This window comes from Bradyrhizobium lablabi, from assembly GCF_900141755.1.
GTDB lineage: Bacteria > Pseudomonadota > Alphaproteobacteria > Rhizobiales > Xanthobacteraceae > Bradyrhizobium > Bradyrhizobium lablabi_A.
The window spans coordinates 3,727,587-3,748,972 of the sequence record NZ_LT670844.1; the positions used below are offsets into that span (position 1 = coordinate 3,727,587).

Consider the following 21,386-nt stretch of genomic DNA (forward strand, 5'->3'; position numbering starts at 1 on the left):
GAGCAGTGCCTATGCTTTGGAATTAACCGTGCCGCACAAAATGGTGGCGGAACCTTATTGAAAATGCTTACTTTGTTGCGTTGCGTTGCTCGTTAGCCCCTCGGTTGTACCGTCGGGTTCCTTGTCCTCGGTGTGCATGTGTGAGCCCATGGCAAAATCAGACCAACCCACCACGATCAAGAAATACGCGAACCGGCGGCTCTATAATACCGGCACCAGTACCTATGTGACGCTTGAGGATCTCGCGGCGATGGTGAAGGACGGCGAGGACTTCCTCGTCTATGACGCCAAGACCGGCGACGACATTACGCGTTCGGTGCTGGCGCAGATCATCTTCGAACAGGAAAACAAGGCCGGCCAGAATCTGCTGCCGACCACTTTCCTTAGGCAGTTGATCCGCTTCTACGGCGACAGCATGCAGATGGTGGTGCCGAAATATCTCGAGCAATCGATCGACACGCTGACGCGCGAGCAGGAGAAATTCCGCAAGCAATTGACCAACACGTTCTCCGGCACGCCATTCGCGCCGCTGGAAGAACATGTCCGCCGCAACATGGAATTGTTCCAGCAGACCTTCTCGATGTTCAAGCCGTTCGTGCCGCCGCGCGCCGGAAACGCTGTCACCACCACTGAGCCGGAAAAGATCCCCGAGCCGGCGCCGGAAGAAGACAACATCGACGACCTTCGCCGCCAGATGAAGGAAATGCAGGACCGCCTCGAGCGGATGTCGAAAGAGCCGAAGAAGGACGAGTGAGTTGTTGTCGTCCCTGCGAAAGCAGGGACCCATAACCACCGGCGTTAGTTGTTACCAAAGCCGTCTACCCCATTGCCCAAATCGATAGGCCGCGGCGTATGGGTCCCTGCTTTCGCAGGGACGACGAGCTAGCTCGCCGCCGGCAACACGGCTTCGGCTGCCGCGCCCCACGGCCGCTCCGAGGATGCAAGCCCGATCAGGCGGCCCTGGATGTAATCGCAGCCCCAGTCGCGCAGCAGACCAGCGGATTCCTCGTCCTGCACCCATTCGGCGACCGTCTTGATCTGCAGCCGCCGCGCCAGATCGATCAGCGTCTGCACGAAGGCGCGGTCATCCGCCGAGCGCGCGATGTTCTGCACGAAGGCGCCATCGATTTTCACGATATCGACGCCAAGCTTGCGCAAATTGCGGAACGAGGTGTAACCGGCGCCGAAATCGTCGATCGCGATCCGGCTGCCGAAATTTTTCAATCGCGTGACGAAGCCGCGCAAATCGTCGATATCCTGGATCGCCACGGTCTCGGTGATCTCGACGATCAGCCGCTCGGCGACGCCCGGATGCGCGCTCATCAGCGATTCGATCGACGACCACCAATCCGGATCCATCGTGGTCTCCGGTGAAATGTTGAGGGAAAGCTGCACGTTCGGCGCGTTCGCAAGCTCAGCCACCACAAGCTCGAGCACCCGGTGATCGACGAGCCTGATCAGGCCGAGTTTTTCCGCAACAGGGACGATGTCCGGCGCCAGCAGAACCTGGCCGTCGTCCTGCTCCATGCGGATCAGGCACTCGTAGAACGCGGTACTGCGCGAGCTTGCTTCCACCACCGGCTCGAACGCCATCACGATGCGGCGCTCGTTGAGCGCGGTGACGATCTCGTCGGTGACGCGGATATTGACGCGGCGCTGGGCGTCGCGCTCGACATTCGGGCGCCACAGCGAAAACGAGCCGGCGCGGCGGCGCTTTGCGCTATCGAGCGTTTCATGGGCGCGGTTGATCGCTTCATCCGCGCTGCGCGCGAAGCGCGGCATGCTGACCGCACCGATCGAGGCGGTCACCGAGACCGGTCCGGATTTGGTCGGCACCACCTCGTCGCGAATGCCGGCCAGGAACCGCTCGGCGGCGACATTGATATCGTCCACCGTACAGTTCTTCAGGATCAGCCCGAATTTGTTGCCGGAGAAGCGCCCGAGCACGTCGCCGCCGCGCAGGCGGCCGCGGATCCGTTGCGCCACCTCGGAAATCACCGCGTCCGCGACATCGAAGCCGAACGCGTCGTTGATCCGCGCCAGATGATCGATGCCGATCAGCATGAAGGCGCAGGTCGAGCGGAAGCGGCTGGTCTCCTCGATCGCTTCAGCCAGCGACGCGACCAGATGGGTGCGGTTAAGCTCGCCGGTCAAGGGATCGTGCCGCGACAGTTTCAAGAGCTGCTCGTCGCGGGCGCGGCGTTCGTTGTTGATGCGGACGATGCCTTGCGCGCGCACAGGCCTCCCGTCGGGGCCTGCGAACCAGCAGCCGGTTTCCTCGATCCAGAGTACGGGCACAGAGGTCGAGGTCCGCACGCCATATTCGATGCGGTAGGGCGCGCCCCCGCCGCGTTGGGAGGGCTGCGATTGAACAAGCGCGTCGGTCCGGATCGAGCGCTCCGGCTCGATCAATTTTGCAAACTCCGCGCCGGTTTGCAGCGAGGAAGCCGGGATATCGGAAAACACCGCATTGGCGTGGGTGCTCCAGGTGATCGCGTCAGTCGCGATGTCCCACACGAACGCCGCCTGGCCGAGCGAAGCCAGGATGGTCGAAGCTTTGGGCAGAGCGGCTGTCAAGATCGCCTCGTTTCGGGACACGGCCGGGTGATTCGGTCTTTAAGGATAGTGCCTGTTTTGCCCGGAACCAGCGCGTATTCCGCAAAAGTGGCCACCGGTTTTGCGATCAGAATACGCGCAAACGATTAAGGGAGAACATTTTCCGTAGGAAAATGCTCTCCACGAAGTTGATTAATATTCTGCAAACCATGTTGATCGCGCGGGCGGGAACGAAACGGGGAGGATCGGCATAGCTCTTGCGAGGATGGAATCGAAGCGGGCGCGACGTCCCAAAACGCGACAGTTCAGCCGGATTTCGATTTGCGATGCCAGACACCGATCGACCAGGCACGATAGAGGACAGCGTCCTCGCGGATGCCAAGCCTCCTTGCGTCGCGCTGATGCCGATGGCGGAGCCGGCACCATGGACCCGAACCGCTCGGCTCTGGCGGTCCCGGCCCGATTCGATCTTCATCACCCATTTGATCGCGACCGCCGAGCAGGTCCCGCAGACGCGCAATCTGCGGCGGGCGACGCCGGCCGACGCGCAGACCGCCTACGGCGCGACCCAGCAGCCGATCCGGCGCGCCGGTATCCGGACGCGGCAAATCATCTGATTTTCTAGTGCGGGGGCTTCATCCTTCGAGACGCGGCCAAGAGGCCGCTCCTCAGGATGAGGCCTTCGAGACGCGGCCAAGAGGCCGCTCCTCAGGATGAGGCCTTCGAGACGCGGCCAAGAGGCCGCTCCTCAGGATGAGGCCTTCGAGACGCGGCCAAGAGGCCGCTCCTCAGGATGAGGCCTTCGAGACGCGGCCAAGAGGCCGCTCCTCAGGATGAGGTCTTCGAGACGCGGCCAAGAGGCCGCTCCTCAGGATGAGGTCTTCGAGACGCGGCCAAGAGGCCGCTCCTCAGGATGAGGCCTTCGAGACGCGGCCAAGAGGCCGCTCCTCAGGATGAGGTCTTCGAGACGCGGCCAAGAGGCCGCTCCTCAGGATGAGGTCTTCGAGACGCGGCCAAGAGGCCGCTCCTCAGGATGAGGCCTTCGAGACGCGGCCAAGAGGCCGCTCCTCAGGATGAGGCCTTCGAGACGCGGCCAAGAGGCCGCTCCTCAGGATGAGGCCTTCGAGACGCGGCCAAGAGGCCGCTCCTCAGGATGAGGCCTTCGAGACGCGGCCAAGAGGCCGCTCCTCAGGATGAGGCCTTCGAGACGCGGCCAAGAGGCCGCTCCTCAGGATGAGGTCTTCGAGACGCGGCCAAGAGGCCGCTCCTCAGGATGAGGCCTTCGAGACGCGGCCAAGAGGCCGCTCCTCAGGATGAGGTCTTCGAGACGCGGCCAAGAGGCCGCTCCTCAGGATGAGGTCTTCGAGACGCGGCCAAGAGGCCGCTCCTCAGGATGAGGTCTTCGAGACGCGGCCAAGAGGCCGCTCCTCAGGATGAGGTCTTCGAGACGCGGCCAAGAGGCCGCTCCTCAGGATGAGGTCTTCGAGACGCGGCCAAGAGGCCGCTCCTCAGGATGAGGCCTTCGAGACGCGGCCAAGAGGCCGCTCCTCAGGATGAGGCCTTCGAGACCCTCATGGTGAGGAGCGCGGCAGAGCCGCGCGTCTCGAACCACGAGGCCACGGCTGTTGCTAGCGCGGCGGCGTGTCCGGTGCGGACGGCGCGCCGTTGCCGGGCTGCAACTCCGGAGAGGCGACCACCGGCGAGGGCGCGGCGGATGCGGCGTCCGCAGGAGTAACTTTCGGCTGGATGGGTTCGACCGGCGCGGGTGCAGGCGCCGGAGCCGCCACCGGAGCCGATGGCTTCGGCACCGGCTCGAACTGAGGCTCGGGCGCCTCCATCGGCACCCTTGCCGCGCGCCCGGAGACCGCCGGTGCCATGCCGCGCCGCGCGCGCAACGTGATGCCGGAGAGGAAATCCGCCATCGCCAGCAATGCCAGCAGGAAATAGGTCGAGGTGCCGAACCGCGGCCACAGCACAAACTCCGCCGCCGCAGCCCCGAATATGATCAGCGACAACAGATGGTCGGTGAGAAATTTCGCGCCGGGACGCGCGCCCTTGATGATTTCGAACAACAGCAACACGATGCCGAGCGCCAGCAGCATGTCGGACAATGTCACCGGCCATTCGGTGCCCGACATCAAGGTCAGCTTCAGCACCGGATCGGCCAATGAGACGCTGGGCATCAAAAAGACGATGATGTTGTAGATCGCGAGCGGGATCAGAAGCAGCGGGAAACCGACCATGGACATCGGCGAGGCCTTCTTTTTCAAGCAAGAACCAAGGCGCTTTTAGACGGCCCCTTGGTTACACCGCAGGAAGCCGTCTTACCTCACTCGTTGGCCGAATTCAGGCAGGCATTGCCGATCGTGCCTTTCGGCCTCGTATCCCGCTCAGGATTCCTTCTTGGCCTTCAGGACCTGACGGCCCTTGTACATGCCGGTCTTCAGATCGAGGTGATGCGGGCGGCGCAATTCGCCGGAATCCTTGTCCTCGGCATAGGTCGGCTTCTTCAAGGCGTCTGCCGAGCGGCGCATGCCACGCCGCGACGGCGATGTTTTTCTTCTGGGAACGGCCATAACAGGTCCTCTAGGGGTGTTTCGGTAAGGCATCGTCCGAAAATGGACGGCGGACGCGCTTTTGGCGCGGGCTCTGATGCCGATAAGGCCGCGCTTATAGAGGATGGACACTCGCAAAGCTAGGGTGGCCGGCGCCCAAAACGGCCCAAATTGGCTCAAAAAGCGCGATTTTCACTCCAGCACCGTTGCAATTCGGAAGCCTGCGCCCGCGCCATATAGGTTCCGGCCAGACGCCGCACCCCGGGGCCGGGATTGCGGGCGCTGCGCTTGACCGGATTGGGCAGGATGGCCGCCAGCAGCGCCGCCTCGCGCGGCGACAGCGCGGACGCCGGATGCCCGAACGCGTAGGTCGCGCCGGATTGGGCGCCGAACTGGCCGGAGGGGCCAAGCTCGGCGATATTGAGATAGATTTCGAGGATCCGCGGCTTCGGCAACACCCGGTCGATCCACAGCGCCAGCGGCAGCTCGAGCGCTTTGCGGACCACGCTGCGGCCCGGCCACAGAAACAGGTTTTTCGCCACCTGCTGGGTGATGGTCGAGCCGCCCCGCCTCACCTCGCCCTCCTCCGCATCGTCGATCACCTCGTGCAGCGCATCCCAGTCGATGCCGTGATGGCTGCAGAATTTGGCGTCCTCGGCTGCGACCACCGAGCGCGGCAGCGACGGCGACATCGCCGCAAGATCGATCCATTGCCGCGACACGGAAGCACCCGTCAGCGTGCGCCAGGCCATCAGGGCCGAGACCGGATGGCCGGTGCGATAGAACGGTGTCAGGAGATAGGGCACCAGCAGCGCGACCAGCAAAATCAGCAGCAACGTTCGGACAATGCGCAAATGATTATTTCTGGTTTTGGAAAACCGCCGATGGGGTCGATGAAAGGGCCGGGCCTAAAATGACGTGTTCATCATAATTCCTTACTTTTCCAGCGCTTTTAAGGCGCCGTGATCCCCCTCACGCAATTGACGAAGCCGGTGCCATAAAGGATTGTCCGGCCAAATTGGCCTCTCCAATTTGCCGTGGAGCTTTGTTTGATGACTGCGACTGCATTAACCGATTTTACCAAGCGGCTGGACCAGACCGCGGAGGATACCGAGGCGCTGTTGGGCCGGCTGTTATCCGACGCATTGCTGCCGGACGAGATCGCGCGGCCGAAGCGGCTGATGGACGCCATGCGTTATTCGAGCCTCAACGGCGGAAAACGGCTGCGGCCGTTTCTGGTGGTGGAAAGCTCGGCCGTGTTCGGCGTGCCGCGCCAGGCCGCACTTCTAGCCGGTGCCGCGCTCGAATGCATCCACTGCTATTCGCTGGTGCATGACGATTTGCCGGCGATGGACAACAGCGATTTGCGCCGCGGCCGCCCCACGCTGCACAAGCAGACCGACGACGCCACCGCGATCCTCGCCGGCGATGGGTTATTGACGCTCGCTTTCGACATCATCACGCGAGACGAGATCCACGAAAACCCGACCGTACGGCTTCTCCTGACCCGCGCGCTGGCGCGGGCCTCGGGCATTGGCGGCATGGTCGGCGGCCAGATGCTGGATCTTGCCGGAGAGGGCCGGTTCGGCGACCGCGAGCCGGTCGACGTCGCCCGGCTGCAGCAGATGAAGACCGGCGCGCTGTTGCGCTTTGGCTGCATCGCCGGCGCGATCCTCGGTCAATCCACGAAAGAACAATATCAGGCGCTCGACGATTACGGCCGCGCGCTCGGCGAAGCCTTCCAGATCGCCGATGATTTGCTCGACGTCGAGGGCGATGCTACCGCGCTCGGCAAGAACACCGGCCAGGACGCAGTGCTGGGCAAAACCACGTTTGTCACTCAACTAGGAATCGAGGGCGCCAAACAGCGTGTCCGTGATCTCCTCGGCAAAGCGGATTCCGCGCTTTCGATCTTCGGCGCCAAGGGCGAGGTGCTGCGGGCGGCCGCGCGGTTTGTCGCCGACCGCAAGAATTGAAGACGCCGATGCCGATAGCGGACAAGGAGACCCCCGACCGTCGCCTTGTCCGCTTCCGGAAAATGTCCAAGCCGCTGCGCTTGATCTATGCGCGGCCGCGCACGTTCATAGCGATGGTGACGGGGTTTGCGGCGTTCTTCGTGCTGCCGGAGGCCTCGCTGCGCCTGGTGACGCGGCTTTTGATCGCCTGGGACATCTTCGTCGCGCTGTATCTGGCTCTGGTCTATTTCATGATGTATCGCAGCGGGCTGCGGCTTATCCGGCGCAACGCGGTGCTGCAGGACGACGGCCGCTTCCTGATCCCGGTGATGACCGTGCTCGGCGCGTTCGCCAGTATCGCCGCGATCGTGTTCGAGCTCGCCGGCACCCATCGCAGCGCGCCGGGACTGTTGCTCGCGACCGGCACCATCGCGCTGTCCTGGGGCGCCGTGCACACGGCCTTCGCGCTGCATTACGCCCATGATTATTACCGCGGCGCCAAGCCCGGCGGCCTGCAGTTTCCGAGTGGCGACGTCCAGGATCACGCCGACTACTGGGATTTTGTGTATTTCTCGTTCGTGATCGGCATGACCGCGCAGGTCTCCGACGTCGGCATCACCGACAAGACCATCCGCCGCACCGCCACCGTGCACGGCATCATCTCGTTTGTCTTCAATACCGCGCTAGTGGCGCTGATGGTGAATATCGCCGCGAGTGCGATTTGATTTTCGTGCTGACGCCCCAGCCGTCATTGCGAGCCAACGGGTCGGCGCGAAGCGCCGCCCGATGACAGGCTCCGCGAAGCAATCCATTTTCACCGCTCGAACGAAGCTGGATTGCTTCGTCGCTTCGCTCCTCGCAATGACGTTGAGAGAGCTGAGCCACCATCGCGGGGACGTCATTCCGGGGCGATGCGAAGCATCGAACCCGGAATCTCGAGATTCCGGGTTCACGCTTCGCGTGCCCCGGAATGACAGCTATCTGCAAATCTGCACATTGCCGCCGCCGCCTTCATACGGCCCGCCCTGCGCGGTCGTTCGGTATTCGAGGTGACATCCCCGGTCGACCGGACGGCAGCCGCCGCGGTCGCACACGATCTGGCCGGAGGACGCCTGCGATCGGGCCGCGCCGGCTTGTGGCTTCGGCCGCTCCCGCGCCGCGCGATCGGGGCGATCGTTGGAATCGCGGCTCGCAACCGGCGTCTTGGCGCGCCGCTTCTCGCATTCATTGTCGTCATTGAGGAACGAGCCATCGGCGCAGACGATCTTGCTGCAATGGTCGCCGTCGGCCCTAAAGCCGTGATCGCAAACCAGTGGGCAGACCCGCGCTGGCTTTAGCTTGATCGCGTCGAGCGCGTCCGTGGAAGCGACTTTCACGTCGAATTTGGTGCCGGCGTAGCGGTTGAACAGGCTCAGCGAACGCTGCGACGCCGCGTTCCATTGGCCGTCGGTCTCGCTGGTGAGGCAGCCCACGCGGCGGAGCTCCGCCTGCACCGATTTTGTCACGTCGGGCTGCGATGGAGTCAGGGATGCGAGGTTGGTCGCTTTCTCATCCGGGGCCTTCTGAGCAGCCGCAGGCGGAGCAGATGTGGTCCTGTCGGCGGGAGCGTTATCTGCGACAACAGCCGTGCCGGGAGCCTTGTCGGCGCGCTTGCGCTCGGCATCGGCGGCCTGCTCCACCGCGGCCTGTTTTGCCTTCTCGGCGGCAATCCGGGCCTGCTCGGCGGCCTTGGCGTCGGCGTCGGCCTTCGCCTGCTGCGATGCCTGCGCGCCCGCTGCGGCAAGCCGCGCCCGCTCCTGCTCGGCCAGTCGCGCCTTTTCGATCGCCGCCGCATGCGCTTCCTCGGCGGCAATCTTGTCGAGCTGGATCTTGGCAAGGTTCGCGTAAAAGCCGTCCGGATGCTGGGCGAGGAAGGCGTTCATCGCGTCCATGTTGCCGATCTGCAGCGCCAGCTCGTAATCGCGGCGAACCTCCGCCTGCGGACTAAGCGCCGGTGCGGCGGGCGCAGCGGCAGATGGCAAGATCTTGGCCGGCACCAGCGGCACGTCGTTGCCGCCGAGCGAGCCATAGACAAACGGCTCCTGCCGGTTGCCGGTCACCTTCAGCACGTCGTCGCGGACGAAGCCAAACGCCTTGCGCACATCGAGCCCCGGCGTCGTGATGTGTTTTGCCAGTGCGATGGTGAATGGGCTGTTCTTCGCATCGCCATCCATTGCGGTCGAACCGGCCTTGGCGGAATAGGCGATCAGCGTGTTCGGACTGGTCGGCTCGATTTGCGCAAGACCGCGTCCGATCGAACGCAAGGCCACGGTCTTCTTCATGCTCTTGGCAAACGGATTGTCGCGGCAGGCGTCGAGGATGACGAGCCGAAGCTGTTTTGCGGGTTCGGCGGCCACCAGGATGCGATCCAGCGACAAGGCCTCGTCGAAAACATCGGTGTCGCGCTCGAGCTTTGCGTCCACCGGAATCAGATAATTGGTGCCGTCGACCTCCATGCCGTGGCCGGCATAATAGATCACCGCGATATCGGCATCGCGCGCGCTGTCGGCAAAGTCGCGCAGCGCGCGGCGCATCTCGAGCGCCGGCATATCGTGGCGGGAATCGACGACATCGAAACCGGCCTCCTTCAGCGTCGCCGCGATCAGGGCGCCGTCATTGGCCGGATTGGAAAGCTGCGGCACGTTCTGGTAGGCGGAATTCGCCAGCACCAGCGCCACCCGCTTCTCGGCGTGCGCCGGCTCGCACAACAGCAACAGCGCCGCGGCAAGCAAAAATCCCGGCCATTTTAGAAATCCAGGCGATTTCATCATGACGCCTCCGGAACTACGAGCCGTTTTAGCACAGGAGCATGCTTACCAGAAGTCTGCGGCCGGCCCTTGTGAGGCAGATCACGAAAGCGGGCCGAGTTCGGCGGGCAGGGGATAAAACTTCTCTCTCGCTAGTCGCGTGCGCGCGCCAAGGGTTCGGACTTTTGCAATCACGTTTTTTGCGATCGGCCGCCAAATCGTAGGGTGGGTTAGCGTCCGCCGTAGCTCGAAGAGCGAAGGCGGAAGCGTAACCCACCATCTCTCCGCCACGTCGGCGGAGCGGCGGGTTACGCTACGCTAACCCGCCCTACAAATCTGCCCGACGGGCAAATCAGCAAAAACCTGTCCAGCCCCCTTCGCAAAAATATTCTGCTTCGCGTCTGACCCAAATCACTTCTAAAACTATCACCGTCTCGTCCCACTCGAGGGGCGCTTCGCGGTCGTCACGAACGCGGGATGGGATGCGGTGGACGCTGATAGTGCCATTGACGAACGGCACGAAGGCGGACGGCGAAGTCGTGTGGTCCTGACACCCCGACGCTGGTGTCAAGTTCGCGGAAGATACTTCCGCGGATGACGGTGGCAAAAGAGCCCGGTCGCCGGGGAGAGCACGAAATAAGCCGTAAACCACCGTGCAGGGAAGGCCGGATTGCCTCCGCTGAACCTGTATGCTCGTGTGCGTTTTCTATCTGCATTTTGCACGCGAGACCGCGGGTGCAGCGCGCACCCGGCTTTCCCTGCGCCCTCTACTTTCCAGGAGGGTGAAAGATAGCGCAAACCTCGGGCGCATCGCGCCGCGAGATCGCTTTTTGCCGTCATTGCGAGCTTCCCCTTCGCGACGCAGAAAGCTGGATTGCTTCGTCGCTTCGCTCCTCGCAATGACGGTGCGCAAAAAATCGCATGCGTTTCCCCTTTGCCAACCGCGCATTTTGCGATCAAATTCTCCTCCCACCAACAAGAACAAAACGGGAGGAAACCATGCGCGGGATTGTTTTCACGGGCGAACGTGGACTGGAGCTGATGCGGTTCGACGATCCAACGCCCGATGCCCATGATGTGGTGATCGAGATGAAGGCGTCGGGGATGTGCGGCAGCGATTTGCATCAATATCGCCGGCCCAAGGGGCAGGCGCGCGCGACCGGCATTCCCGTGCCCGAGGGCCCTGTGATCGCCGGGCATGAGCCGTGCGGCGTGGTGGTCGCGGTCGGCACCGCGGTCGATGCCAAGGAAGCACGGGTCGGCCAGCGCGTGATGGTGCATCATTATCAGGGCTGCACCCAGTGCAACCATTGCCGCGCCGGCTGGCAACAGCTCTGCCAGGAGGTGCCCGTAAAAGTCTATGGCAACAATGCCCATGGCGGGCATGCGAATTATCTCAAGGTGCCCGCCAACACACTGGTGCCGCTGCCCGACGAACTTTCATTCAGCGCGGGCGCGGCGATCGCCTGCGGTTCCGGCACCGCCTATAGCGCGCTGCGAAGGATGAATCTTTCCGGCAACGACACCATCGCGATTTTCGGCCAGGGGCCGGTGGGACTGGCGGCCACGCAATATGCCAAGGCGATGGGCGCCAAAGTGATCGCGCTCGACATCAGCCCGCAGCGACTGGAGCGCGCAAAAGCATTCGGCGCCGATCATGTAATAAATCCCGGCTCGAACGATCCGGTCGCCGCCATCAAGGATCTCACCCACGGCCGCTACGCTGATTTGACGCTCGACACCTCGAGCAATCCGGACGCGCGAGTGAATGCCATACGCTCGACAAAAGTGTGGGGTACGATGTGTTTTGTCGGCGAAGGCGGCGAGGTCCATATCGACGTCAGCCCGCATTTGTTGCGAAGACAATTGACCCTGGTGGCGTCGTGGACGTTTTCCAATATCATCCAGGCCGACTGCGCGCGGTTCTCGGTCGAGCGCGGCATCGACGTCGACAAACTGTTCACGCATCGCTGGACCCTCGACCAGGCGGAGGAAGCCTATCAACTGTTCGACAAGCAGGTCGACGGCAAGGGCGTGTTTTTGATGTGATCACTTCCCTCATCCTGAGGAGCGCGCCTTGCGCGCGTCTCGAAGGATGGCCACGGGTTCCACTCTGGCCTCATGGTTCGAGACGCGCGAAGACGCGCTCCTCACCATGAGGGGCTAAATTTACGCAAGCAGGAGACAACAACATGAATCCCGATCGTTCCACCGTCGAAGCCGTCGTCCAACACTACTTCGACGCGCTCTACGAAGGCGACGCCGACAAGTTAGGCGCCATCTTCCACCCCTCCGCCGATCTGCGCTGGCTGGAGAAAGGCGAATTGCAAGTCCTCACCGTGCCGGATTGGGTCGGTCGCGTGCGCAAACGCGCCTCCGCCAAGGCCGAGGGCAAGCCGCGCGAGGATTTTGTCGTCACCATCGACCGCTCCGATGAGTCCACCGCCTTCATCAAAGTGCGCTGCCAATTGCCGCCGCGCTATTTTACCGACTATCTGGTGGCGATGAAGCTCAAAGACGGCTGGCAGATCGTCTCGAAATCGTACCGCTACGATTTGCGCGAGTGAGGGGCGCGATATTGACCTCCCCTCGCTTCCGCGCGAATTGAGGGGCGGAGGTTTTCAAAACCGTGGAAGCCGAGTTCCAGATCTTTGTCATTCTGCTCGCGGTGCTGGCGGGCACCGCGCTGGTGGCGCGGCGGACCAATATCGCGCCGGCGATCCTCTTGCTGCTCGCCGGCACCGTGCTCGCCTTCGTGCCGGGCATGCCGTCGCTGGAGCTGCCGCCGGAACTGGTGCTCCTGGTGGTGCTGCCGCCCTTGATCTATTCGGCCAGCGTCGCCATGAGCTGGCGCGAGTTCAGATATAATCTGCGCCCGATCATCCTGCTCTCGGTCGGCTGCGTGATTTTCACCGCGTTCGCGGTCGCGGCCGCGACGCATTATCTGATCGGATTGCCCTGGAGCATTGGTTTTTTGCTGGGCGCCATCGTCTCGCCGCCCGACGTGGTGGCGCCGCTCGCGATCGCCAGGAAACTCGGACTGCCGCGCCGCATCCTGGTCGTGCTCGAGGGCGAGGGGCTCGCCAACGACGCCACCGCGCTGATCCTCTATCGCTTCGCGGTGATCGCGATTTCGACCGGGACGTTCTCGCTGACCAAGGCAACCGGCACGTTCCTCGTCATCGTCATCGGCGAGGTCTTGTTCGGCGCGGCGGTGGGCTGGATATCGTTGCGGGCGCGGCACCGCGCGCGGGATCCGCAGATCGAGATCACGCTGTCGCTGATCACGCCCTATGTCGCCTATTGGGTGCCCGAGCATCTCGGCGGTTCCGGCGTCATCTCCACCGTCGCCTGCGGCCTCTATATGAGCTGGAACGGGCCGCTCTGGATCTCTTCGGCGACAAGATTGCAGGGCATCTTCTTCTGGGACCTCGTGATCTATCTGATCGAGGGCATGTTGTTCCTGCTGACGGGATTCCAGATGCGGTCGCTGTTCGAGAGATCGAAAGCGTTTCCGCTGGACGACATCCTCACAGCGACCGCGCTGGTCGCAGTGATGATCATCATCGCGCGCTTCGCCTGGGTCTTTCCCGCTACCTATCTGCCGCGGCTGATCAGCAGCGTGCGCGAACGCGATCCGCCGCCGCCGTGGCAATGGACGTTCATAGTGGCCTTCACCGGGGTCCGCGGCGCCGTCTCGCTGGCGGCGGCACTGGCGCTGCCGTTCGCACTGCCGGACGGCGAGAGTTTTCCCTACCGCGACCTGATCCTGTTCGTCTCGTTCGGCGTTATTTTTATCACGCTAGTCGGACTGGGACTTGGGCTGCCGCCGGTGGTGCGCTGGCTCGGCGTCGCCCAAGCCGGCCGCGCCGAACATCTGGCTGAGCATGAGCAGGAAATCGCGGCGCGCCGCGAGGCGCTAGGCTCTGCGCTCAAATCGCTCGAGGCCATCACCGACGACCGCGAATTGTCCGACGAGGTGGTAAAGCTGTTGCGCGCGCGGCACGAGGTCCGCGTCAATCAGTTGCCCGATTCGCTCGATCCCGACGCGCGCGAGGTCTCGGCGATGGGAATGGAGCTGACACGCGAACTGATCGCTGCCGAGCGGAAATTCATTCACGTGCTATTGCGCGACGGCAAGATCACCGACGAGGTCAGGCGCCGGATCGAACGCGATCTCGATTTGGAGGAAGCAAGTCTTGCCAATCGGGATTTACGGAGGCTGCCGTTGTGAAGGTGCCTCTTCCGTCATTGCGAGGAGCAAAGCGACGAAACAATCCATCTACCGTCATCCCGAGAGGTGAGATGGATTGCTTCGCTGCGCTCGCAATGACGGGGAGACACCTACTCCGCTGCCGCGATCCGCGGCCGCCCGACAAACCCCGTCGCGTCGCCAAAGCGTTCCACCATCACCGCCGGCAGGTCCTTCGCTTTATTCGTCACGCAGGCCCCCGAGCGCACGGCATAGCGGTCCTGATGCGAAAGATGCGGCGGCGCCAGCCCCTGCTGCAGCGCGCGAGCCGCTTCCATCACCAGTTTGCGAAAATGCATGATTCCCAAATCGGTGGGGCCGAGATGCTCGCGGGTGCGGTCGGCGATCGGGCCCTGGCTGTCCTGCACCGCGGCATCCTGTTCGGAGACGCCCTTGATGCCGGTGTAGCTTTTTGTCTTCTGCAATTTGCGATCGATCAGATAATCGTTCGATTTGTTGCGCAGCGGCAAATAATTCTCATCGACCTCCGAGATCACGCCGTTGCCGCTGTCATACGCCTCGCGCTCGGCTTGCGTCAGCGGCCGCTCCGGATTCCAGGCATAGGTGTAGATCCAGCAATTGGTGTCGGTCACCGGCACAAAACTTTGGCCAAAGATATTCTCGCCCGGCATCGCACTCGGCGCATAGGAATGCACCGGCATCAGAAATTGCGCGATCCGCCAGTAGATGTTGTCGCTGCCGGTGAGCCGGCCGCCCGCGATCGTGAGCCCCGCGTCATGCGGATTAATCTTGATCACCGGGCGCGGGTCCTCGGCGATCCAGCGCATGTGATCGGTATTCATGCGCGCGAGTGGACTGATGAAGTGCCGCTTGATGTCGAGGATTTCGTTCTCTTCTTTCTCGAACGAGAGATGCGCAAAGGTAAAATGCGCGGTGTCGATCGAGCCTTCCATGGCCTGCACCCAGTTGCAGTCCTGCCACTTCTTGGAAACGTAGCGGTGCGAGGCCGGCACCAGCGCCATTTCCAGATCGGGCAAATCGGGCATCGCGTCGGCCGGGCCCATATAGGCCCAGATCATGTCGCCCCATTCGCGCACCGGATAGGATTTGATGCGGATCAGGTCTTTCGCGTTGAGGTCGGGGTACGACGTCGGCATGTCGACGCAAGCGCCCTCGGTGTCGAATTTCCAGCCGTGATAGGCGCAGCGGATGCCGCATTCCTCATTGCGGCCGAGCCAGAGATTGGCGCCGCGATGCGGACAATATTGATCGATGACGCCGACGACGCCTCTAGAGTCGCGGAAGGCGAGCAGTTCCTCGCCCATCACCACTATCTTCTTCGGCGGCCCGTCGGCTTCCGGCAATTCCTCCGACAGCAACACCGGCAGCCAGAAGCGCCGCAGCAACTCGCCCATCGGCGTCCCCGCACCGCTCTCGGTCAGGAATTTGTTGTCTTCTGCGCGGAGCATGGGCGTTCCTCCGAAGTTTTGTTGTTGGTTTTCGCACAGATTGACGCAGCCCAAGCGGCGCGTCAACGCAGGTCTGTAGGGTGGGTTAGCCGACCCGTGCGCCCCAGCTCCACGAGCGAAGGTGCAAGGCGCAACCCACCACTTTTCGCGGGAATGGTGGGTTACGCTGCGCTAACCCACCCTACAAAATCACACCGGCCGTTCGCCCTTGACCGTCACCCGCGTGCCGGCGCGGGTATGGGGCCAGTAGTCCCACAGCGCGCGGTGCTGGGCGCAGCGGTTGTCCCAGAACGCGATGGCGTTCTCGCTCCAGCGGAAGCGGCACTGGAACAGCGGATTTTCCGCGTGCTTGTAGAGATAATTCAGGATCGCATCGCTCTCGTCGCGCGGGATGCCGCTGATGTGGCGGGTAAAGCCGCTGTTGACATAGAGCGCCTTCTTGCCCGTCACCGGATGCGTGCGTACCACCGGATGCTCGGCGCGCGGATAAGACGGCCGGTCGGCGACGCCGTAATTGGCGTAAAGCCCGCGATAGATCGGCTCGCCGTCATGCAGCGCCGTGAGTCCGTCGAGATAGGCCTTCATCCGATCCGACAGCGACTCATAGGCGGCATACATGTTGGCGAACAGCGTATCGCCGCCGCTCGGCGGGCATTGCTTGATGTGCAGGATCGAGCCCATCGGCGGCTCGAGGTCGCAGGAGACGTCCGAATGCCAGCCCTCGCCGTTGACGCGCGGCGAATCCTTATCCGCATAGATCTTCATCAGCGCCGGATCGTCGCCCTCATGGGGCGCCGCGGGATGGATGTGCAATTCGCCGAATTTTCGTCCGAAGGCGAGATGTTGTTGTGGCGTGATGTGCTGATCGCGGAAGAAGATCACGAGATTTTCGGCGAGCGCGCGGTGGATCTCGTCGATCTGGCGGTTGGAGCGCGCATCCTCGGAGACGAGTTTGCCGATATCGACGCCCGATATCTCCGCGCCGATGACGGGGGTGAGTTTTTCGACGCCGATGGTCTCGTAGGGTTCGCTCTCGTCGGCGGTGTGCCGATAGCGCGGTCCCTGCTTGCTGGCCAGCGAGCTCATCCGATTCCTCCCGAAAGCTTGGCAGCCATCGTAGCGCGGATGGGTCCCCGGGTCACGCCTTCTCCCCGCATTCGCGGAGACGACGCATGGAGAGATCTATTCCGCCGCCGTTGGCTTGGCGCCGGTGCCGTAGCGCTGCTCAATGTAATCGATCACCAGCGCCTTGAAGTCGGCGGCAATCGTCGGTCCGCGGAGCGTGCGGAATTTCTGACCGTCGACAAAGACAGGCGCTGCAGGGGTTTCGCCGGTGCCGGGCAGCGAAATGCCGATATTGGCATGCTTGGATTCGCCGGGGCCGTTGACGATGCAGCCCATCACCGCAACGTTGAGCGCCTCTACCCCTGGATATTGCGTCTTCCAGCTCGGCATCTCGTCGCGGATGAAATCCTGGATCGAGCGCGCCAGTTCCTGGAACGTGGTCGAGGTGGTGCGGCCGCAGCCGGGGCAGGCCGCGACCAGCGGCACGAAGGTGCGGAAGCCCATGGTCTGCAGCAGTTCCTGCGCGACCTGCACTTCCAGCGTGCGATCGCCGCCGGGCTCCGGCGTGAGCGAAATCCGGATGGTATCGCCGATGCCGTCCTGCAGGAGAATGCCGAGCGCGGCGGACGAGGCCACGATGCCCTTCGATCCCATGCCGGCCTCGGTGAGGCCGAGGTGGATCGCATAGTCGGCGCGCCGCGCCAGCTCCTGATAGACCGCGATCAGATCCTGCACGGCGGAGACTTTTGCCGAGAGAATGATGCGGCTCTTCGGCATGCCGAGTTCCTCGGCGCGCTTGGCCGACAACAGCGCCGACTGCACCATCGCCTCCCGCGTGACCGCCCGCGCATCGAGCGGATCGGGCGACTTGGCGTTGTCTTCCATCAGTCTTGTGAGCAGTTCCTGGTCGAGCGAACCCCAATTGGCGCCGATCCGCACCGGCTTGTTGTTCTTGTTCGCGATCTCGATGATGTCGGCGAATTGCGTGTCGCGCTTGTTCTTGAAACCGACATTGCCCGGGTTGATGCGGTATTTGTCGAGCGCCTCCGCGCAGGCCGGATATTCGGCCAAGAGCTTGTGGCCGATATAATGGAAATCGCCGATCAGCGGCGTGGTGATGCCGCGCTTGCGCAGGCCGTCGCGGATGTGGGGGACAGCTGCCGCCGCCTCGTCGCGATCGACCGTGATCCGCACCAGTTCGGAGCCGGCGCGCGCAAGGGCTGCGACCTGCGCCACAGTCCCTTCGACATCGGCGGTGTCGGTGTTGGTCATCGACTGCACCACGATCGGCGCGCCGCCGCCGACGGTGACATTGCCGACCATGACTTGGGTGGTTTTGCGCCGGGCGCTGGGGCCGGCGACGTCGTCTTCCGGTGGCTTGATTGGCTTGTTCATGGGGGTCTCAAATATCAGGTTTTGGTGACAGTCAGCAATGGATCAGTGGGAACCGGGACCACCGGGGATGGGCGATTGACGAGGTAAAGCCCTGATATCACGAGTAGCGCTGCGGCGCCGAAGGCCAGGGTCAGGGTCTCATGGAGGATGAAATAGCTAGCCACGACGCCAAACAAAGGGGTGATGAAGGTAAAAGCCGACAATTTGCTGGCGGAATAGCGCTGTACCAGCGTGAACCACAGCAAAAAGGTCAATCCGACTACCCAAACCGCCTGATAGATCATCAGCGACACCGCCAAGGGGCCTGGAACGCGGGTCAGGGTTTCGCCGGAAAGCCATGCCGCGAGGCCCAGGATCGGGATCGACATCGCGACCTGGTATCCCAGCGCCTTTTCGGGGGGCGCCCTGCGCAGTGCCGTGCCCTTTGCGATCAGCGTCGTCGCCGCCCACAGCGCGCCGCCGCCGACAATCAACAGGTCGCCCAACAGCACGTTGGCGTCCACATTGGCCTGCGGCACCCCGATCGCGAGCGCGACGCCCGCAAAACTCAGCGCCAGCCCGCCCCATTGCGACGCCCGCATTCGTTCGCCGAGGAATTGATAGGAGCCGAGCGCCACGAAGAACGGCGCGACGTAAAGAAACACCACCGCGCGCGACGCCGAGGTCAACAGCAGGCCGCGATAGATCAATACGAATTCGACGCCGAACAGCACCCCCGCGAACAGGCCGGCGCCAAGCGTGCCGTCGCGCACAAATATCGTCGCGCCGCGGAGCCGGGCGATCAAGAGCAGCACCGGCAGCGCGCAGACGGAGCGAATCGTCGCCTGCAGCATCGGCGGAATATCGGGGAGGACGAGCTTGACCGCGATCTGGTTAAAGCCCCAGCTGAGGCAAAGCATCAGCATCAGCGCAATGGCGCCCAGGCTGAGCGGGCGCCCGGCCGAACTGATCCGCATTTCTTTTGATGACATGAACCCTCGTAGCCGGCTTAACGCCGTGTTGTTATTTCTGGCAATGGGAGCAGGTGCCTGTGATCTCGACCACAGACAATTTCGGCGCAAATCCCGTTGCTCGGGCGGCCGCGTTGAGGCTTTGCGCCACGGGGGCGGCCGGAATCTCGCCGACCGAGCCGCAGGCGTCGCAAATCAGGAACGCCACCATGGCGGCTGTGTCATGATCATGGGCGCAGGCGAGATAGGCGTTGCGGCTTTCGATGCGGTGCACGAGGCCGTTTTCCATCAGGAAATCCAGCGCCCGGTAGACCGTGATCGGCGCCGGCCGCGGCATCGATTTCGCAAGCTCGTCGATTACCTCATAGGCGCCGAGCGGGCGGTGGCTCGACAACAGCGCCTGCAACACCTGGCGGCGGATCGGCGTGAATTTCTGCGCCCGCAGCTTGCAGACCCGCTCGGCATGATCGAGCGCGTCCGCGGCGCAGCGGCCGTGATCGTGGTCAGGTGCAGGGAATGTCGGCTTTGCCAGGGTCATCCTTGCAATCATGTAACGCGCCGGACCCGGTCCGTCGAATCCGGGGCAAAAATTTGCAGCGCAGCATTGTTAGCATTTTGGCGAGCAATCCGAAATCCCGGCCGATTTCGGAGAATCTCGGCGCCAAGCCATGTTTAGTCCGCGGGTCTGCCTCCCATTAGCCTGGCATGAAAAATTAATAAGCTAGCTTATTATATCGAAGGCTTATGGAGGCGCCCCCCGATGTCCCGCGGTTCCGTGGATATGAACTTCCTGTTTACGCTTGGCGAATTGCAGCGGCTGGTGCGCGCCTATGCCGACAAGCAGGCGGCGCGCTACGGCATCACCCGCGCGCAATGGGCGGTGCTGGCGAAAGTGGAACGCAGCGAGGGCATGAAGCAGACGGAACTCGCGGAACTGATGGAAATGCAGCCGATCACGCTGACGCGGCTGATCGACAAGCTCTGCGACAATGGCTGGATCGAACGCCGCGGCGACGAGAGCGACCGCCGCGTCAACCGCCTCTATCTGCGCAAGGCGGCGCGGCCGCTGCTCGGCAAGCTGAGCGGGCTGCGTTCTGAACTGACGGCGACCGCGCTCGAAGGCATTAATCCCGCCGACGCCCACCGCCTGCTCGCCCAACTCGAGGTCATCAAGGAAAACGTGCGAAACGCGATACAAAATGCGCCGGCCGAACCGGCGAAGAAGGAACAGCGCTATGGCTGATCCGGTCCTGAAATTCCCGGCCGAGCAGAAGGGCAATCCGTCCTCAAAACCGCGGACCAAACTTGCCGCGGAGCCGCGCCGCCGCTTGATGGCCGGCATGCGGCGCTACCGCCGCATGCTGCTGCTGGTGGTATTGCCGCTGGTCGCCGTGATTGCCGGATTGACCTTCTATCTCAATGGCGGGCGCTACGTGACCACCGACGATGCCTATGTCGGCGCGCAAAAAGTCCTGATCACGCCGGATATTTCGGGCAAGATCGAAAAGGTCGTGGTGAAGGAAGGCCAGCAGGTCAACGAAGGCGACGTGCTGTTCGAGATCGATCCGGTGCCGTTTCGGCTTGCGGTGGCGCAGGCCAAGGCCACCCTCGATCAGGCCCATACCAGCTATGACAATCTGAAGGCCAACGTAAAAATCTACGGCGACATGCTCGTGCTGGCACAGCAGGGCGTCGATCTGAAGCAGCGCGACGTCGACCGCAAGTCAGCGCTCGTCAAGAGCAATTTCGGCTCGCAGCTCGACCTCGACAATGCGGCGACCGCGCTTGTCACCGCGAGCGCGCAGGCGCAGTTCCTCAAGCAGCAGCTTTCGTCCTCGAAAACCCAATTGCTCGGCGATCCCGATTTGCCGCTCGAGCAATTCCCGCCCTATGCCCAGGCCAAGGCGGCGCTTGAGCAGGCCGAGCGCAATCTCGATCACACCGTGATGCGCGCGCCGATGGCCGGGATCGCGACCCAGGTCGAGCAGATCCAGCTCGGCCGTTTCGTCGCCGCGGGAACGCCGGTATTCTCCGTGATCGACACCTCGAAGCCGTGGGTCGACGCCAATCCGAAGGAGTCCGACTTCACCTATGTCGCGGTCGGGCAGCCCGTCACCATCGACGTCGATGCCTTCCCGAACCATGTCTTCAAGGGCACCGTCGGCTCGCTCTCCCCGGGCACCGGCGCGCAATTCGCGATCCTGCCGGCGCAGAACGCCACCGGCAATTTTGTCAAAGTGGTGCAGCGGGTGCCGGTGCGAATCTATTTCGACAGCAACGACAAATACGTGAAGAAGCTGAAGGCCGGCATGAGCGCCTATACCACGATCGATACCGGCCACCGCCGTTCGCTCGCTTCCCTGCTCGGCTTCACGCCGGCCGCGGCGGCAAAGGACGAGGACTAGACGTCGTGAGCACGGCCGCAGCGGCGCCGATTGCCGT

Annotated in this window: 19 protein-coding genes; 9 read left to right on the forward strand and 10 right to left on the reverse strand. The window is 63.0% G+C overall.

Annotated features, from left to right (window positions below):
- Positions 1 to 148 precede the first annotated feature (148 nt).
- Complete coding sequence (gene phaR, locus B5526_RS17380; RefSeq protein WP_079539895.1) at positions 149 to 754, forward strand: polyhydroxyalkanoate synthesis repressor PhaR; 606 nt, start codon at positions 149 to 151, stop codon at positions 752 to 754.
- A 128-nt stretch (positions 755 to 882) separates the two neighbouring features.
- Here phaR and B5526_RS17385 read toward each other — a convergent pair whose 3' ends face one another.
- On the reverse strand, positions 883 to 2,577 hold the full coding sequence (locus B5526_RS17385; RefSeq protein ID WP_079545073.1) for a putative bifunctional diguanylate cyclase/phosphodiesterase: 1,695 nt from the start codon (positions 2,575 to 2,577) through the stop codon (positions 883 to 885).
- Positions 2,578 to 2,882: 305 nt separating this feature from the next.
- On the opposite strand from B5526_RS17385, the gene B5526_RS17390 reads away from it, so the two are divergent.
- Complete coding sequence (locus tag B5526_RS17390) at positions 2,883 to 3,173, forward strand: hypothetical protein (RefSeq protein ID WP_244562324.1); 291 nt, start codon at positions 2,883 to 2,885, stop codon at positions 3,171 to 3,173.
- 1,011 nt (positions 3,174 to 4,184) lie between these two features.
- Here the strand turns inward: B5526_RS17390 and B5526_RS17395 are convergent.
- From B5526_RS17395 to mtgA, 3 genes are all read right to left on the reverse strand, one after another.
- On the reverse strand, positions 4,185 to 4,799 hold the full coding sequence (locus B5526_RS17395) for a hypothetical protein (RefSeq protein ID WP_079545075.1): 615 nt from the start codon (positions 4,797 to 4,799) through the stop codon (positions 4,185 to 4,187).
- 147 nt (positions 4,800 to 4,946) lie between these two features.
- A complete protein-coding gene (rpmF, locus tag B5526_RS17400; protein WP_027540899.1) occupies positions 4,947 to 5,132 on the reverse strand; it encodes a 50S ribosomal protein L32 in 186 nt (61 codons plus the stop codon).
- 155 nt (positions 5,133 to 5,287) lie between these two features.
- Entirely contained in the window at positions 5,288 to 5,965 is a 678-nt protein-coding gene (mtgA, locus tag B5526_RS17405) for a monofunctional biosynthetic peptidoglycan transglycosylase (RefSeq protein WP_079539897.1), read from the reverse strand.
- 198 nt (positions 5,966 to 6,163) lie between these two features.
- On the opposite strand from mtgA, the gene B5526_RS17410 reads away from it, so the two are divergent.
- Both B5526_RS17410 and B5526_RS17415 read left to right on the forward strand, forming a co-directional pair.
- Complete coding sequence (locus B5526_RS17410) at positions 6,164 to 7,087, forward strand: polyprenyl synthetase family protein (RefSeq protein WP_079539899.1); 924 nt, start codon at positions 6,164 to 6,166, stop codon at positions 7,085 to 7,087.
- 8 nt (positions 7,088 to 7,095) lie between these two features.
- Positions 7,096 to 7,791, forward strand: coding sequence for a DUF1345 domain-containing protein (locus B5526_RS17415; RefSeq protein WP_079539901.1), 696 nt, complete (start codon positions 7,096 to 7,098; stop codon positions 7,789 to 7,791).
- 252 nt (positions 7,792 to 8,043) lie between these two features.
- Here the strand turns inward: B5526_RS17415 and B5526_RS17420 are convergent, their stop codons facing one another.
- On the reverse strand, positions 8,044 to 9,876 hold the full coding sequence (locus B5526_RS17420; protein ID WP_079539903.1) for a caspase family protein: 1,833 nt from the start codon (positions 9,874 to 9,876) through the stop codon (positions 8,044 to 8,046).
- 975 nt (positions 9,877 to 10,851) lie between these two features.
- Between B5526_RS17420 and B5526_RS17425 the strand changes: the two genes are divergently transcribed.
- The 3 genes from B5526_RS17425 to B5526_RS17435 all read left to right on the forward strand — a co-directional run bounded on the left by B5526_RS17425 (position 10,852) and on the right by B5526_RS17435 (position 14,086).
- Complete coding sequence (locus B5526_RS17425) at positions 10,852 to 11,901, forward strand: zinc-dependent alcohol dehydrogenase family protein (RefSeq protein ID WP_079539905.1); 1,050 nt, start codon at positions 10,852 to 10,854, stop codon at positions 11,899 to 11,901.
- 143 nt (positions 11,902 to 12,044) lie between these two features.
- Entirely contained in the window at positions 12,045 to 12,419 is a 375-nt protein-coding gene (locus B5526_RS17430; RefSeq protein ID WP_079539908.1) for a nuclear transport factor 2 family protein, read from the forward strand.
- 62 nt (positions 12,420 to 12,481) lie between these two features.
- Positions 12,482 to 14,086, forward strand: coding sequence for a Na+/H+ antiporter (locus tag B5526_RS17435; RefSeq protein WP_079539910.1), 1,605 nt, complete (start codon positions 12,482 to 12,484; stop codon positions 14,084 to 14,086).
- A gap of 110 nt (positions 14,087 to 14,196) precedes the next feature.
- Here the strand turns inward: B5526_RS17435 and B5526_RS17440 are convergent, their stop codons facing one another.
- The 5 genes from B5526_RS17440 to B5526_RS17460 form a co-directional block, all read right to left on the reverse strand.
- Positions 14,197 to 15,534 carry a Rieske 2Fe-2S domain-containing protein gene (locus tag B5526_RS17440; protein ID WP_079539912.1) on the reverse strand — a complete coding sequence of 446 codons (1,338 nt, stop codon included), beginning with the start codon at positions 15,532 to 15,534 and terminating at the stop codon, positions 14,197 to 14,199.
- Positions 15,535 to 15,723: 189 nt separating this feature from the next.
- On the reverse strand, positions 15,724 to 16,620 hold the full coding sequence (locus B5526_RS17445; RefSeq protein ID WP_079539914.1) for a TauD/TfdA dioxygenase family protein: 897 nt from the start codon (positions 16,618 to 16,620) through the stop codon (positions 15,724 to 15,726).
- 96 nt (positions 16,621 to 16,716) lie between these two features.
- A complete protein-coding gene (gene ispG / locus B5526_RS17450) occupies positions 16,717 to 17,994 on the reverse strand; it encodes a flavodoxin-dependent (E)-4-hydroxy-3-methylbut-2-enyl-diphosphate synthase (protein WP_079539916.1) in 1,278 nt (425 codons plus the stop codon).
- 14 nt (positions 17,995 to 18,008) lie between these two features.
- Positions 18,009 to 18,965 (reverse strand): DMT family transporter, encoded by a 957-nt coding sequence (locus B5526_RS17455; RefSeq protein WP_079539918.1) that lies wholly within the window; start codon positions 18,963 to 18,965, stop codon positions 18,009 to 18,011.
- Between the two features lie 31 nt (positions 18,966 to 18,996).
- Positions 18,997 to 19,482, reverse strand: coding sequence for a Fur family transcriptional regulator (locus B5526_RS17460; protein ID WP_079539920.1), 486 nt, complete (start codon positions 19,480 to 19,482; stop codon positions 18,997 to 18,999).
- Positions 19,483 to 19,704: 222 nt separating this feature from the next.
- On the opposite strand from B5526_RS17460, the gene B5526_RS17465 reads away from it, so the two are divergent.
- Together B5526_RS17465 and B5526_RS17470 are read left to right on the forward strand one after the other, a co-directional pair.
- Entirely contained in the window at positions 19,705 to 20,187 is a 483-nt protein-coding gene (locus B5526_RS17465; RefSeq protein ID WP_079539922.1) for a MarR family winged helix-turn-helix transcriptional regulator, read from the forward strand.
- On the forward strand, positions 20,180 to 21,349 hold the full coding sequence (locus B5526_RS17470) for an HlyD family secretion protein (protein ID WP_079539924.1): 1,170 nt from the start codon (positions 20,180 to 20,182) through the stop codon (positions 21,347 to 21,349). The genes B5526_RS17465 and B5526_RS17470 overlap by 8 nt, the downstream gene beginning before the upstream one ends.
- Positions 21,350 to 21,386 lie beyond the last annotated feature (37 nt).

Excerpts from the sequence above, each read along its gene's own strand:
- B5526_RS17440 (WP_079539912.1), bottom strand. The coding sequence starts at position 15,534 with ATGCTCCGCGCAGAAGACAACAAATTCCTGACCGAGAGCGGTGCGGGG.
- B5526_RS17390 (WP_244562324.1), top strand. The coding sequence starts at position 2,883 with ATGCCAGACACCGATCGACCAGGCACGATAGAGGACAGCGTCCTCGCG.
- B5526_RS17430 (WP_079539908.1), top strand. The coding sequence starts at position 12,045 with ATGAATCCCGATCGTTCCACCGTCGAAGCCGTCGTCCAACACTACTTC.
- ispG (WP_079539916.1), bottom strand. The coding sequence starts at position 17,994 with ATGAACAAGCCAATCAAGCCACCGGAAGACGACGTCGCCGGCCCCAGC.
- B5526_RS17425 (WP_079539905.1), top strand. The coding sequence starts at position 10,852 with ATGCGCGGGATTGTTTTCACGGGCGAACGTGGACTGGAGCTGATGCGG.
- B5526_RS17395 (WP_079545075.1), bottom strand. The coding sequence starts at position 4,799 with ATGGTCGGTTTCCCGCTGCTTCTGATCCCGCTCGCGATCTACAACATC.
- B5526_RS17410 (WP_079539899.1), top strand. The coding sequence starts at position 6,164 with ATGACTGCGACTGCATTAACCGATTTTACCAAGCGGCTGGACCAGACC.
- B5526_RS17415 (WP_079539901.1), top strand. The coding sequence starts at position 7,096 with ATGCCGATAGCGGACAAGGAGACCCCCGACCGTCGCCTTGTCCGCTTC.
- B5526_RS17445 (WP_079539914.1), bottom strand. The coding sequence starts at position 16,620 with ATGAGCTCGCTGGCCAGCAAGCAGGGACCGCGCTATCGGCACACCGCC.
- rpmF (WP_027540899.1), bottom strand. The coding sequence starts at position 5,132 with ATGGCCGTTCCCAGAAGAAAAACATCGCCGTCGCGGCGTGGCATGCGC.
- B5526_RS17460 (WP_079539920.1), bottom strand. The coding sequence starts at position 19,482 with ATGACCCTGGCAAAGCCGACATTCCCTGCACCTGACCACGATCACGGC.
- B5526_RS17470 (WP_079539924.1), top strand. The coding sequence starts at position 20,180 with ATGGCTGATCCGGTCCTGAAATTCCCGGCCGAGCAGAAGGGCAATCCG.
- B5526_RS17420 (WP_079539903.1), bottom strand. The coding sequence starts at position 9,876 with ATGATGAAATCGCCTGGATTTCTAAAATGGCCGGGATTTTTGCTTGCC.
- phaR (WP_079539895.1), top strand. The coding sequence starts at position 149 with ATGGCAAAATCAGACCAACCCACCACGATCAAGAAATACGCGAACCGG.
- B5526_RS17465 (WP_079539922.1), top strand. The coding sequence starts at position 19,705 with ATGTCCCGCGGTTCCGTGGATATGAACTTCCTGTTTACGCTTGGCGAA.
- B5526_RS17455 (WP_079539918.1), bottom strand. The coding sequence starts at position 18,965 with ATGTCATCAAAAGAAATGCGGATCAGTTCGGCCGGGCGCCCGCTCAGC.